The 12,815-nt window shown below is 40.6% G+C and carries 17 protein-coding genes; 14 read left to right on the forward strand and 3 right to left on the reverse strand.

Annotation, left to right across the window (positions count from 1 at the left end; all coding sequences use genetic code 11):
• The first annotated feature begins 14 nt into the window (after positions 1 to 14).
• From C6W21_RS02375 to C6W21_RS02390, 4 genes are all read left to right on the forward strand, one after another.
• Positions 15 to 473, forward strand: coding sequence for a flavodoxin (locus C6W21_RS02375; RefSeq protein WP_034662756.1), 459 nt, complete (start codon positions 15 to 17; stop codon positions 471 to 473).
• A gap of 109 nt (positions 474 to 582) precedes the next feature.
• Positions 583 to 1,293 carry a 2,3,4,5-tetrahydropyridine-2,6-dicarboxylate N-acetyltransferase gene (gene dapD, locus C6W21_RS02380; protein WP_106049177.1) on the forward strand — a complete coding sequence of 237 codons (711 nt, stop codon included), beginning with the start codon at positions 583 to 585 and terminating at the stop codon, positions 1,291 to 1,293.
• A 34-nt stretch (positions 1,294 to 1,327) separates the two neighbouring features.
• Complete coding sequence (locus C6W21_RS02385) at positions 1,328 to 2,506, forward strand: N-acetyldiaminopimelate deacetylase (protein WP_106049178.1); 1,179 nt, start codon at positions 1,328 to 1,330, stop codon at positions 2,504 to 2,506.
• A gap of 50 nt (positions 2,507 to 2,556) precedes the next feature.
• The gene (locus tag C6W21_RS02390) at positions 2,557 to 2,799 is read left to right on the forward strand and encodes a YkuS family protein (protein ID WP_003211408.1); all 243 of its coding nucleotides are present in this window, start codon (positions 2,557 to 2,559) and stop codon (positions 2,797 to 2,799) included.
• Positions 2,800 to 2,825: 26 nt separating this feature from the next.
• On the opposite strand, the gene C6W21_RS02395 is transcribed toward C6W21_RS02390, so the two are convergent.
• Positions 2,826 to 3,635, reverse strand: a complete 810-nt coding sequence (locus tag C6W21_RS02395; RefSeq protein ID WP_106049179.1) for a mechanosensitive ion channel family protein — start codon at positions 3,633 to 3,635, stop codon at positions 2,826 to 2,828.
• Positions 3,636 to 3,908: 273 nt separating this feature from the next.
• Between C6W21_RS02395 and ahpA the strand changes: the two genes are divergently transcribed.
• The 3 genes from ahpA to rok all read left to right on the forward strand — a co-directional run bounded on the left by ahpA (position 3,909) and on the right by rok (position 6,055).
• The gene (ahpA, locus tag C6W21_RS02400) at positions 3,909 to 4,451 is read left to right on the forward strand and encodes a biofilm-specific peroxidase AhpA (protein WP_003211758.1); all 543 of its coding nucleotides are present in this window, start codon (positions 3,909 to 3,911) and stop codon (positions 4,449 to 4,451) included.
• An 82-nt stretch (positions 4,452 to 4,533) separates the two neighbouring features.
• Positions 4,534 to 4,992: a TlpA family protein disulfide reductase gene (locus C6W21_RS02405; RefSeq protein WP_106049180.1), complete on the forward strand. Its 459-nt coding sequence runs from the start codon at positions 4,534 to 4,536 to the stop codon at positions 4,990 to 4,992.
• Between the two features lie 481 nt (positions 4,993 to 5,473).
• Positions 5,474 to 6,055, forward strand: a complete 582-nt coding sequence (gene rok / locus C6W21_RS02410) for a transcriptional regulator Rok (RefSeq protein ID WP_106049181.1) — start codon at positions 5,474 to 5,476, stop codon at positions 6,053 to 6,055.
• A gap of 50 nt (positions 6,056 to 6,105) precedes the next feature.
• Here the strand turns inward: rok and C6W21_RS02415 are convergent, their stop codons facing one another.
• Positions 6,106 to 7,023, reverse strand: coding sequence for a coiled-coil domain-containing protein (locus C6W21_RS02415; RefSeq protein WP_106049182.1), 918 nt, complete (start codon positions 7,021 to 7,023; stop codon positions 6,106 to 6,108).
• Between the two features lie 84 nt (positions 7,024 to 7,107).
• Between C6W21_RS02415 and C6W21_RS02420 the strand changes: the two genes are divergently transcribed.
• Genes C6W21_RS02420 through moaD form a run of 6 tightly spaced genes read left to right on the forward strand, consistent with a single transcriptional unit; the run spans position 7,108 to position 11,242 of the window.
• Positions 7,108 to 7,689 (forward strand): molybdenum cofactor guanylyltransferase, encoded by a 582-nt coding sequence (locus C6W21_RS02420; protein WP_106049183.1) that lies wholly within the window; start codon positions 7,108 to 7,110, stop codon positions 7,687 to 7,689.
• A 29-nt stretch (positions 7,690 to 7,718) separates the two neighbouring features.
• Complete coding sequence (locus C6W21_RS02425; RefSeq protein ID WP_106049184.1) at positions 7,719 to 8,735, forward strand: thiazole biosynthesis adenylyltransferase ThiF; 1,017 nt, start codon at positions 7,719 to 7,721, stop codon at positions 8,733 to 8,735.
• Between the two features lie 9 nt (positions 8,736 to 8,744).
• A complete protein-coding gene (locus C6W21_RS02430) occupies positions 8,745 to 10,022 on the forward strand; it encodes a molybdopterin molybdotransferase MoeA (protein WP_189318135.1) in 1,278 nt (425 codons plus the stop codon).
• On the forward strand, positions 10,004 to 10,528 hold the full coding sequence (mobB, locus tag C6W21_RS02435) for a molybdopterin-guanine dinucleotide biosynthesis protein B (RefSeq protein WP_106050190.1): 525 nt from the start codon (positions 10,004 to 10,006) through the stop codon (positions 10,526 to 10,528). The genes C6W21_RS02430 and mobB overlap by 19 nt, the downstream gene beginning before the upstream one ends.
• Entirely contained in the window at positions 10,525 to 11,016 is a 492-nt protein-coding gene (locus C6W21_RS02440; protein WP_106049186.1) for a molybdenum cofactor biosynthesis protein MoaE, read from the forward strand. The genes mobB and C6W21_RS02440 overlap by 4 nt, the downstream gene beginning before the upstream one ends.
• Positions 11,009 to 11,242: a molybdopterin converting factor subunit 1 gene (gene moaD, locus C6W21_RS02445; protein WP_060596152.1), complete on the forward strand. Its 234-nt coding sequence runs from the start codon at positions 11,009 to 11,011 to the stop codon at positions 11,240 to 11,242. The genes C6W21_RS02440 and moaD overlap by 8 nt, the downstream gene beginning before the upstream one ends.
• 46 nt (positions 11,243 to 11,288) lie before the next feature.
• On the opposite strand, the gene C6W21_RS02450 is transcribed toward moaD, so the two are convergent.
• Positions 11,289 to 11,666 (reverse strand): Rok-like winged helix domain-containing protein, encoded by a 378-nt coding sequence (locus C6W21_RS02450; RefSeq protein ID WP_106049187.1) that lies wholly within the window; start codon positions 11,664 to 11,666, stop codon positions 11,289 to 11,291.
• A gap of 517 nt (positions 11,667 to 12,183) precedes the next feature.
• On the opposite strand from C6W21_RS02450, the gene yknW reads away from it, so the two are divergent.
• Positions 12,184 to 12,810 (forward strand): YknW family membrane protein, encoded by a 627-nt coding sequence (gene yknW, locus C6W21_RS02455; RefSeq protein ID WP_106049188.1) that lies wholly within the window; start codon positions 12,184 to 12,186, stop codon positions 12,808 to 12,810.
• The last annotated feature ends 5 nt before the right edge of the window (positions 12,811 to 12,815 follow it).

Consider the following 12,815-nt stretch of genomic DNA (forward strand, 5'->3'; position numbering starts at 1 on the left):
AGGAGGAAGAAAAAGTGACAGAAAAGGTTTTACTGGTGTATGCCACGATGTCTGGGAATACAGAAGCGATGGCAGATTTAATTGAAAAAGGAATAACAGAAGCAGGAGCTAGCGTGGACCGGCATGAAGCGATGGATATTGATGCAGAGCTTCTCAATGATTACACACACATTATGTTAGGTGCGTATACATGGGGAGATGGTGACCTTCCTGATGATTTTATTGATTTATATGAAGAAATGGAAGAGCTTGATTTAACGGGAAAAGCATTTGCTGTATTCGGTTCCGGGGATACGTCTTATGAGCATTTTTGCGGAGCTGTTGACCTAATCGAAGAAAAAGTGAAGGAACTTGGCGGTGACATTGTCCTGCCATCAGTCAAGATTGAGCTGAATCCAGAAGGAGAAGAAGAAGAGAAATTGATTTCTTTTGGCAAGCAATTTGTTCATCTTCACCAGCAGGAAGCAGGGTAATCGGTCCCGCTTGTTTTATTTTCCATTGAAGAGTCAACTCTTTCACTTGTCATTAAAACTCTCCTTTGGTACAGTAATGAAGTATAAATTAAGAGGAGGACATACATACATGAAACAAATGGACGCTAATGAAATTATTTCATTTATTCAAAATAGTACAAAATCAACACCTGTCAAAGTCTACATCAAAGGTGATTTAGAAGGTATTAAATTTGGTGAACATGCAAAAACGTTTATCACTGGAAACACTGGTGTTGTGTTTGGTGAGTGGAGCGAAATTCAAGAAGCGCTAGAAACGAACAAAGACAAAATTGAAGATGTTGTCGTGGAAAATGACCGCCGAAACTCTGCAATCCCGATGTTAGATTTAAGGAACATTAAAGCACGTATTGAGCCAGGTGCTATCATTCGTGACCAAGTTGAAATCGGTGATAATGCAGTCATCATGATGGGGGCTTCTATTAATATCGGTTCTGTGATCGGCGAAGGTACGATGATTGACATGAACGTGGTGCTTGGCGGCCGTGCGACAGTAGGTAAGAACTGTCATATCGGTGCTGGATCTGTTCTTGCAGGTGTCATTGAGCCGCCGTCTGCTAAACCAGTTGTCGTAGAAGATGATGTTGTCATCGGTGCGAACGCTGTTGTTCTAGAAGGTGTGACAATTGGTAAAGGTGCAGTCGTAGCTGCTGGTGCGATCGTTGTGAACGATGTGGAGCCTTACACAGTTGTAGCAGGTACACCTGCAAAGAAAATCAAAGACATTGATGAAAAAACAAAAGGTAAAACAGAAATCAAACAAGAACTGCGTCAGCTTTAATTCACATAATTCGCAGCTGAAGACATAGACGTGGATGATATATCCACGTCTTATTCGTATAGAGGAAAGGAAGCGAGTTCACTTGTTAAATCGTGAGCAATTAATATCTATTCGAAGAGATTTACATCAAATCCCTGAGCTTGGTTTTAAGGAATTCAAAACACAAGCGTATCTCATCAAGCATCTTGGTGCTTATTCAAAAGATCGAGTTGAGATGGAAACATGGCGCACTGGATTATTTGTTAAAGTAAAGGGAACAAATCCTGAGCGCGTATTTGCGTATCGTGCAGATATGGACGGCCTGTCTATTTCTGAGGAAACAGGGTATCCATTTCAGTCTATACATGAAGGGAACATGCATGCGTGTGGACATGACCTTCATATGACCATTGCACTTGGGATCATTGATCATTTTGTTCATGAGCCAATCAAAGAAGATCTATTATTTATTTTCCAGCCGGCAGAAGAAGGTCCAGGCGGAGCTGAACCGATGCTTACAAGTGATGTGCTGAAAAAATGGACGCCAGATTTTATTACAGCACTGCATATTGCACCTGAATATCCTGTCGGAACGATAGCCACAAAGCCAGGGCTGCTTTTTGCCAATACGAGTGAGCTTGTGATTGATCTTGAAGGAAAAGGCGGGCACGCTGCTTACCCTCATTTAGCGAATGATATGGTTGTGGCTGCGAGTGCACTTGTAGGTCAGCTGCAATCGGTTATTTCTCGTAATGTGGATCCTCTTGATAGTGCGGTCATTACGGTTGGCACGATTACCGGGGGAACGGCTCAAAATATCATTGCGCAGCATGCGAAGCTTGATGGCACCATTCGTACACTTTCACCAGAATCTATGGAAAAAGTGAGAAAGCGAATTGAAGCACTAGCAAAAGGGATTGAAATTGGCTACGAATGCAAGGCAACCGTGCGATACCCTTCATCTTATTACGAAGTGGATAATTCAAAGGAACTGACAGAGGAATTTATGTCATATGTTGCCGGAGAAGGGCTTGCGAATGTGGTTGAATGCAGAGAAGCTATGACAGGAGAAGACTTTGGCTACATGCTGAAAAAATACCCTGGATTCATGTTTTGGTTAGGGGTCGATTCAGAGTATGGCCTGCATCATGCAAAACTCATGCCTGATGAAAAAGCGATTGAAACAGCTGTAAACGTTATGACAGCTTATTTCAAAAAGCAAGCAGGGGAATGAATAATCAAGCTGCCTCCTGTACACCTTATGAACAGGAGGTGTTCTTGATTATGACAAGAATTGGTGTAGAACCATCTTTATCCGATGTAGAAGAACTACTGAAGCAAAAAGGATATGACGTCGTACGTATTCAAAATGAACAGCAAATGGATCAGTGTGACTGCTATGTGGTCACAGGACTAGATTCAAATGTTCTTGGCATCTCAGACACAACGACAAAGGCATCTGTGATTACCGCGTCAGGTATGACGGCTGATGAAATTTGTCAAGAAGTAGAACAGCGTGTTCAATAAAACAAACAAGAAAAAGAACCGGTAGATTATAATCCCGGTTCTTTTTGCTCTTTTTCTATATCGAGTACTTCTTTCATTTTTTTACGCAAGATTCGTTCTACCCGCCATTGCTCCATTGTTTCGGTTTTAGCTATGATGCGCAGTACGAGGGAAGAGGATCCGAACGCCTCCACGCCGACAACTTGAGGTCCTTCGATAATTTGAGGAATGTCTTCCCGTACCTCATCACACGCAGCTTGAAGGGCTGTGATCATTTGATCCACATTCTCTTCTGGAGATAGCTCGATATCAACGAGTGCCTGCATAGTCCCTCTTGAATGATTGCTCACGTTCAATATGCTTCGATTTGGGATAAAATGAAGGGTGCCGTCAAAGCTTCGAAGCTGCGTGGTTCTAAGTCCAATTTGTTCTACGATCCCATCAAAGCCAGCAACTGTTATATATTCTCCCACATCGAATTGTTTCTCTAATAATATAAAGAATCCTGTCACTATATCACTCACTAGTCCTTGAGCGCCAAAACCAATCGCAAGCCCCACAACGCCTGCGCCAGCTAGCAAAGCGGTCGGGTTATAATGAAATAAGTCGAGGATCATGACCACTAGAATAAAAATCAATATGTAGGCGAAAATATTTAACGTGAGACTTTGCAGCGTCTGAGCTCTTGATAAAGAGACGTCATGCTTTTCAGAGAATGTGGAATAGGCACGCTTAATCATCTTATTTCCGATGGCTCTGATGATAATATAAATCGCAAAAATAGCGATGAGTTTTAGCAAAATCATACTGCTATTGAGGATAATGGAAACCCAATCTACTTGTTCAAATACTTTCATGATTCTTCAAAACCTTTCTATGTATGCTCTAATAGAGAAGCTAATCATTTGTTCCCTTATGCAAGACATGTTAAACTTTTGTTAAGTGGAGCAAGAGATTGTGACAAATCGTTAATTAAATTTATTATTAATTAATATTGACTAAAAACCGCTTAAGTATTATAATTGTAATTGTGAAGTTATTAACTAAATGAGAATTTCAACTTTTGATTCTCATTTTATATACAGCTTAGAAGTCTGTATAAAGATATTATTTTTTGGAGGGATTTACATATGGCAGAGCGTTTTGTAGGAAAACAAGCTCCACGTTTTGAAATGGAAGCAGTACTTGCTAACAAGGAATTTGGTAAAGTGAGTTTAGAGGAAAACATGAAGAATGACAAATGGACAGTTCTTTTCTTCTATCCGATGGATTTCACATTTGTTTGCCCAACTGAAATTACAGCAATGAGCGATCGTTATGATGAGTTCGAAGATTTAGATGCAGAAATCATTGGTGTATCTACTGATACAATCCATACACATCTTGCTTGGATCAACACAGACCGTAAAGACAATGGTCTAGGCGAATTGAAATATCCGCTAGCTGCTGACACAAACCACACAGTATCTAGAGAATACGGCGTTTTAATTGAAGAAGAAGGTATTGCACTTCGCGGTCTATTCATTATCAACCCAGAAGGCGAACTTCAATATCAAACAGTTTTCCACAACAATATCGGTCGTGATGTAGATGAGACATTACGTGTTCTTCAAGCATTACAAACTGGTGGACTTTGCCCAGCGAACTGGAAGCCTGGTCAAAAAACACTTTAATTGATAGCTGAAGAAACAGGAGGGTCTAACTGATGTTAGACCTTTTTGTTTCGACACATACAATGGATGGAGGCGCTTCATAATGAAATTACGTCAACCAATGCCAGAACTAACTGGTGCAAAAGAATGGTTAAATGGAGAAGTAACAAAAGAAGATCTGATTGGTGACAAACCAACATTGATTCACTTCTGGTCAGTCAGCTGTCATCTTTGTAAAGAGGCAATGCCTCAAGTCAATCAATTCCGTGATGAATACAAGGATCAACTAAACGTTGTAGCAGTTCACATGCCACGTTCAGAGGATGACCTAGATCTAGATAAAATCAAAGAAGTTGCGAAAGAGCATGAAATCACGCAGCCGATTTTTGTAGACAGTGATCATAAATTAACAGAAGCCTTTGAAAATGAATATGTACCAGCATATTATGTATTTGATAAAACAGGTGCTCTACGCCACTTCCAAGCGGGCGGAAGCGGAATGAAAATGCTTGAGAAACGTGTCAATCGAGTGCTTTCTGAGTCTGAAAAGGCTGCAGAATAGGCTTTCCCCCATAAATGGGGGTTTTTTTATGGACAAAAATAGGCGACCTATTGCACGGAATGGACTTTTTATGTACGTGTCTTACCTAAGAAAAGAGAAATTGAGGGAGTTTATTAAAAAAAATTCCTGAAACAAAAAGGTATTACGACCTATTTACATTTTTGTTTTGAAATGAAAATGTAAAGATTTTAACTTTTTACTATTCAGAACGTTTTTGCACAAAAGAAATTTCAGTTTGGTAAATCACGATGTAAATCAAGTAGTATAAGTGTTTATTCAAATTTTTTACAATATTTTAAAGTTTGTCAAAAGCCTTTAGTGGCAATGAAATGGATGCCGATTGTTCCACTTTGGCAAAATTTTAGTTGAAAATACCTATCTGATAGCAAATTGTAAAATGATAAAAAAATAGTTGATAAAATTAGTTTTCTAATCTAATATTTACTATAGAATATTTTTTATATGATGAGGGGGAAATCCATTGTTTAATGAGAGGGAAGCGTTACGATTACGATTGGAACAATTAAACGAAGCAGAAGTAAAGGTCATCCGTGAATATCAAATTGAGCGAGATGCCATTTATGCAAAATTAAGAGAATTAGACCGTCAAGGAACAGGTCTAGTGTCAGATACAAAAAAAGAAGTGCGTACAGAGAGAAAGACGGATTCACTGCCTGTATTAGCTGAACTAGCTGCACAAGAAATGAGAAGCTATCAGCCGCCGGCACAATCACAATCAAATCCAGCATCATCTTTAGGAACAGGACAGCTAAACGGTGCACCTGTAGGTATTCCCGAAGGATCTACAAGACGCAGAAGAGGCACAGCCCGCCCTGGTTCAAAGGCAGCTAAGCTTCGTGAAGCTGCGATTAAAACGTTAAAGCGTCATAATGCGGCGATTAAAAGCTCTGAGCTTCAAAAAGAGATTGAAAAAGAGAGCGGTCTTGAAATTCCAAATATGACAACGTTTATGCAAAGCTTAATTAAAATGTATCCTGAAGTGAAAAAGCCATATCGCGGACAGTATATTTTAGAAGGCGACATTCAAACAGAAGACGAATAAATAAAAAGAAACTGCTGGGTTTTACGCCAGCAGTTTTTTTATTGCGAGAATTACTTTTTTTGATCAACTGTATAGACAATTTTTCGTTCCTTTGACAGGTGATCACGCTGTTTTTTGAAGCCATCGATCTTCACTGTCATGACCTCTCCATTTCGCTGCACCGCATCGACTTGTGCTTGGAGTATTTGAACTTGTTCGTTCAGTTTTTTCAAGATGGGTTCGATTTCTTCCGTTGTTTGCAGGAAGCTGTCTCGAGAGAATGGCTGTGAATTTGTTTGAGCTGACTGGTCAATATCAGCAAAATGAGATGCGATCCATTCCTCACTTTCTGCTAACTGCTTTTGATAGCTTGTGAGCGTTTCATAAAAAATCGCTTCCTTTGCTTTTTCGATTTGCAGTAATTTCTCTTGTGTTTCATAAAAACGCTCCTGCAGGTGTCTAACGCCTTCCTGTAATAGATTGAGCTCTGCGTTTTTATCACCTAATGTTTGCTGCAGTTTCTCAATCACAGCGGATAAAGTATTTCCTTTTTTCTCCTCTTTTGCAAGCTGTTTATCTTGATCCTGCATCCGTTCATTTAATTGGTGAGAGATTTCTTTATATTTGACTACTTTTAAATGCATCCGGTGTTTTTCTTCCGTTTCTTTCCTTCTATGAAAGGTTTCCCTTTGGAGCATTTCATGAAGAAAGACTATTTTATGTAATAATTCAGATTTGCTTGAGGAGAGATCCTGTATTTTTGAGGCTGCATCGTCTTGATCAATGGTCATTTCATCCAATTGTTGTTTTAATTGCGTGTAATCCTTTTTCATCTCGTGATATTCTTGAGTTAACTTCTTATTTTTAGCATACGTATATGAGGATTGTAAATCTGAGATCATTTGTTGATATTTGGCTGTTTCCGCTTTTAAGTATAAATTCTCTTGAGATAGGTCATGGAATAGGGGAGAAGCATGGCGCTTGTTCATCGATAGACCCTCCTTATTCATGTTACCAATAAAGTATGCGAGATGAGTGCGATTAGAACAACCATATCAAAGGAGGGTGAGCGGATGGACGTAGTAAATGTCATTTTAGCTGGAGGAGCTTCCAGACGTTTTGGAGAGCCAAAGGCAAGTTATACGTATCAAGGGAAACCACTATATGAGCATGTGAAAACGCAGCTTTTAAAAGGACAGACAGTGATCATCAGTCATCCATCACTTCTGTCCTTTTTTAAAGAAAGAGGTGAACGAAGTGTGTGGTTAGATGATGAACAGGTGCGCGGATGCGGGCCGCTTGCCGGCATGTATACGGCGATGCAAAAGAAAGAAGCAGCATGGTATTTGGTGACGGCATGTGACATGCCTTTCATACGGAGGGAGACCGCCGAAGCATTATCGTCCTATTGCAGTGAGCACGCAGATGCTATCATCCCGCTTGTTCAGGGCAGATTACAGCCTTTATTTGCGCTTTATCACCGCCGCTGTCTGCCGCCCATTGATGCGTGTTTAAAAGAGAATCAATTAGCCATCAAAGAGTTACTTCAAAGGCTTAAGGTGTGCATCGTCCCAGAGGAGGAACTGAACGTAACACCAAATGAATTTCGAAATATCAATAAAAGAAGCGATTTACCTGAAAACGGTATGATATGATACATAAAAATGGTGAGGAGAGAACAGCATTGAATGACCGATATTCAAGACAAATCTTGTTCCCTCCGGTTGGGGAAAAGGGTCAGCGTGCGCTTGCTGACAGTCATGTTCTGATCGTTGGAGCCGGTGCACTTGGAACTGCCTCTGCGGAAGGGCTTGTCCGGTCTGGGATCGGCACGTTGACGATTGTTGATCGTGATTATGTAGAGTTTTCAAATTTACAGCGGCAGCAGCTGTACACAGAACAAGATGCAAAGGCACATGTGCCAAAAGCAGCTGCGGCAAAAAAACGTCTTCAAGAGATCAATCATGAAGTGACCATACACGCCCTGATTGAAGATGCAGGGGTCGAGCTGTTAAGGCCGTTATTTCAGAGCGTACATATTGTCATTGATGCGACGGATAATTTTGAGACGAGAATGGTGATGAATGATTTATCGCAGGAAACGAAGACGCCGTGGATATATGGCGCTTGTGTGAGCAGTCAGGGGATGTATATGACCATTTTGCCGGATAAAACGCCGTGTTTATCGTGTGTCTTTACAGAACTGCCTGTTGGCGGCTTGACGTGTGATACAGCGGGGATTATTTCTCCAGCAGTTCAAATGGTTTCAGCTTATCAGCAAACAGAGGCGCTAAAATATTTAACAGGATATGAAGAACAAATCGAGCGGAAATTTGTCACATTTGATCTTTGGCAGGCCACATCGTTTAAAATGGATTTGTCTCGTACTAAGCAGAAGGACTGTCCATCTTGCGGGGAAGAAAGAACCTATCCTTATTTACACGAGCAGCGTAAAAAAACGACGATCCTTTGCGGGCGGGATACAGTACAAGTTGTATCTAAGGATTTAGCAAATCTATCATTTCAGCATGTGAAAGAGCGGCTGTCATCTATTTGTGAGGTGGAAGTAAATGACTTTTTAATCCATGTCCGCTATGAATCTTATCGTATTGTCTTTTTCAAAGGTGGACGTGCATTAATCCATGGGACGAATGATGAAAAAGCAGCCAATTCATTACTAGCAAGACTGCTAGGGATATAGGAGTGAAGTGTGATGGAAAGACGTCAGCCAATTTCAGTAGAAGAAGCCATTCAGAAAGTCCATCAATATGAAAAGCATGGAGAAGCAGAATGGGTGCCTTTAAAAAATAGCCTTGAAAGGTTCATTGCAGAAGATATTTTGGCAGATCACGATGTTCCTGCATTTGATCGTTCCCCGTATGATGGTTTTGCACTTCGGGCAGAAGATACAAAAGAAGCGTCAAGCGAGCATCGGGTTGAATTTGAGGTCATTGACCATATTGGTGCAGGAATGGTCTCAGCAAAAACCATCGGTCCCTTTCAAGCCATCCGTATCATGACAGGAGCAAAAATCCCGGATGGAGCAAATGTCGTCATCATGCTTGAGCTGACTAAGACCTTCGAAAAAGACGGCAAATCATACATGTCACTTAAAAGACCGCTGCAAAAAGGGGACAATATTTCTCGTCAAGGAGAAGAGGTACTTGAAGGGAATGTGATGGTCAAAAAAGGAACCAAAGTAACTCCGGGCGTTACGGCTCTATTGGCGACATTTGGATATGCAGTAGTGCCAGTTGTCAAAAAGCCAGTGATCGGCATCATCTCAACAGGTACAGAGCTTCTTCAAGTGAGTGATGCGATGGTGGACGGTAAGATTAGAAACAGTAATCTTAGTATGGTTTATGCCCAGGTACTTGAGACCGGGGGAGAGCCGCTTGATTTAGGCGGTGTGTCCGATGATTTTGACAAAAGCTATCATGCAGTCAAAGCAGCCTTAAGCAAGGTAGATTTCCTGATCACAACAGGCGGTGTGTCAGTAGGTGATTTTGACTTTCTCCCTGCGATTTATAAAAAGCTGGGAGCTGAAGTGCTGTTTAATAAAGTGGCGATGAGACCCGGAAGTGTGACGACGGTTGCTGCAATGCCAAATGGTCAACTGCTGTTTGGGCTGTCAGGAAATCCTGCTGCCTGTTTTGTTGGCTTTGAATTATTTGTGAAACCGATCATCTATCAATGGTCTTTGAAGAAACAGCCGTTCCCCGATTTTGCTGAGGCGAAGCTGACACACGATTTCCCCAAAGCCAATCCGTTCACTCGATTTGTCAGAGCGGCACTTCAATTCACGGGCAGTCAGCTCAGTGTCACCCCAACAGGTCTTGATAAATCAAGTGCAGTGACCTCTATTGCAGATGCTAACTGTTTTATCGTGCTGCCCGGAGGAACAAGAGGTTTTAAGGCCGGTGATCAGGTCCATGTTCTGCTGTTTCAGCAAGAAGGCGGAGGTTCTCCATGCTGGATGACACATTAAGCATATTACAGGTGGTCGGTTATCAAAACAGCGGCAAGACGAGGTTGATTGAAAAGCTCTGTCAGCTGGCTGTACTTGACGGGCTGAAGTTAGGCTGCTTCAAACACCATGGACATGGCGGGAAACCAGATCGTCTTTTGAAAGAAAAAGACACCGATCGATATGTCGGGGCAGGTGCATTTGCCGCTGGCGTGGAAGGGGAGGGTGAATTTCACTTTTCAATGCAGCACATCACGTTAGAGCAGCTGCTCAACATGTGTCAGCATCTTCCATTAGACGCTGTCCTGATAGAAGGGTATAAACAGGCACCTTATCGTAAAATCGTTTGTGTGAAGAATGAAGAGGAGCTCATTGATCTTTCAACTCTTTCCAATATTCAAGCAGCTATTTATTTGTCTCAAGAGTTTCAATTAACCGAAAATTACTCATTTCCTGTGTTTTCAGCCTTTGAAAAAGGTGCGAACACATTTTGTTATAACTTATTGAAGGGAGGCGGCTCTATTTGAGTGAACTTTTTAAAATAACAAAAACGCCGATTGATGTGAACGAATTGATTCAGCATGTGACAAGGCGAGAGGCAGGGGCCATTACGACGTTTATCGGGACGGTCAGAGAGTGGACAAACGGCAAGAAAACCCTGCGTTTAACTTATGAAGCATACATACCAATGGCCGAAAGCATGCTAAGTCAAATTGGACAAGAAATCAAGAAACGGTGGCCTAATACTGAAGCAGCCATTGTGCACAAGATCGGGACACTTGATATAACGGATATTGCTGTTGCGATAGCCGTTTCATCTCCTCATAGGAAGGCTGCATACGAAGCGAATGAATATGCCATTGAGCGAATTAAGGAAATCGTTCCGATTTGGAAAAAAGAATATTGGGAAGACGGGGAAGCCTGGATAGGTGATCAGCTTGAAAAGGTTTCATATCCAGAGGGGAAACCTAGCGATCTTCAACTTGCAAAGAAAGAAGGTGATCAGCTTGATTAGTGTATTATTGTTCGCCGGCCTTGCTGAGAAGGCCGGTAAACAACAAATCATCATTCAAAAAGATCAAACAACGGTTGATGAGATTAAATTAGAATTACAGGAGGTATATGGTGTTGATGCTGCACAAAACGTGATGGTTGCAGTCAACGAACTATATACGAGGGAAAACGCTGAAGTGCGTAGCGGGGACACTGTTGCATTCATTCCTCCTGTAAGCGGTGGATAATAGATATTAGAGGATTTGGTTATGGCCAGCGGCTGTAACCAATTTTTTATGTGTGAAAAGATTGTAGAGGTATTTGGGTGTGATCTTCGTAAATAAAACATCCCCTTCGTGCTTTAGAAATGTGAGGATCGAGCTGCTGGATCAGATCATACAATTCGCTAATTCGTCTCACATTGAAATCTGTCTGGGCTTGAAGCTGTTCTTTTAATTCTTTTGTGCTCACAATGCCTCCCTTTTTCTCTTTAATAATATCTACACATCTAGCAGCGTAGTATATTTTGTCATTAGAGGGTCTGCTTTCTTTCATATCAAGTAATTTGAGCTCATGATAAATCAGTTCTCTTTCCTTTCGAAAGTATTGCCATGCTTCTTGTTCCTTTTCATAAAGTAAAATCAATTGCGTTTTCAATTTTTCTCTTAACATTCACTTGACTCCATTTCCACTATCATTTAACCTACCTCTATTTTACATTATATGAAAAAATAACTTTTGATCAAGTAAAATCCTTATGTTTTTCATTTTTTAATATGAAAGTATTGATACTAAAGGCTTATTTGTTCTATAAAAGAAATCAATCATAGTCCTATAAAGCCGGGATTTGTCGAAATTACTAGGATTATTTTAACAAAAAATTGATGTGTCTCACTAAGACCATACGAATCCAAAGGAAAAGGATATTTATTCCGAAAGACATGTGGTTTTTTGATAAAATGTTTTTAGGTCAGTAAAACCTCTATTTTTTGATATGAATATGGTCTGGTCATGGTGTCATTTGGAGGATGTCATTCGTGATAATAGAATAATAGATAAATTTTTTCATCAATGAAAATAAGAAAATCAAATCATTCATCACTTATTGGCAATCTTTTGATAAAATAGAAAGAACAAGAGAGAACATGTGCGTTTGCATACTTGCATGACATAGAGAGGATGACATTTGATGAAAGAAAATATGCAAAAGCCTACGATCATTGGAGTGAGCACAAGACCTTCAGAGCACCTGAAACGAGTATGGGGAAACCCGGTTGTTTGGTGGCCTTTATCCTGTGTGCTTCTTTTGACAGTCATTGTGACTTATTTGTCAGAGCAGGTGAATGAAGGAATGTGGGCAGATTTAAGCTTGCCGGTATCGGTCGTTTATGTGGTGACGCTAATTGGTCTAATTCTCGGGCTTGTGATCAATGCTGCTATATATAAGTTCATCGTATTTTTAGCAAAGGGTGATGCATCGTTTCAGCAGCTGTTTTCAGCGGTCCTGTTTATTACACCAGTTACGATCATTGGTACGATTATTTCTCATCTGTCCGTCATCCTGTTCCATGTGCCAAAAAACATCACAATAACCTCATTAAATGCATTCATTCAAACTTCTGGTCCATGGCACGGTGTGCTTGCTAATATCGATCTATTTGTGATCTGGAATCTTATTTTAACAGGCTTTTTATTGATTAAAGTCGGTCATATATCTCCAAGATTATCTTGGATCATTATAGGAGTCTTTTATGTCATTTCTTTCATTCTTCAATATGTAGGAACCGCAATCAACATATCAGTAAGCAGGGGGTAGAATGT

Source organism: Bacillus sp. NMCN1 (genome assembly GCF_002998085.1).
Taxonomy (GTDB): Bacteria; Bacillota; Bacilli; order Bacillales; family Bacillaceae; genus Bacillus.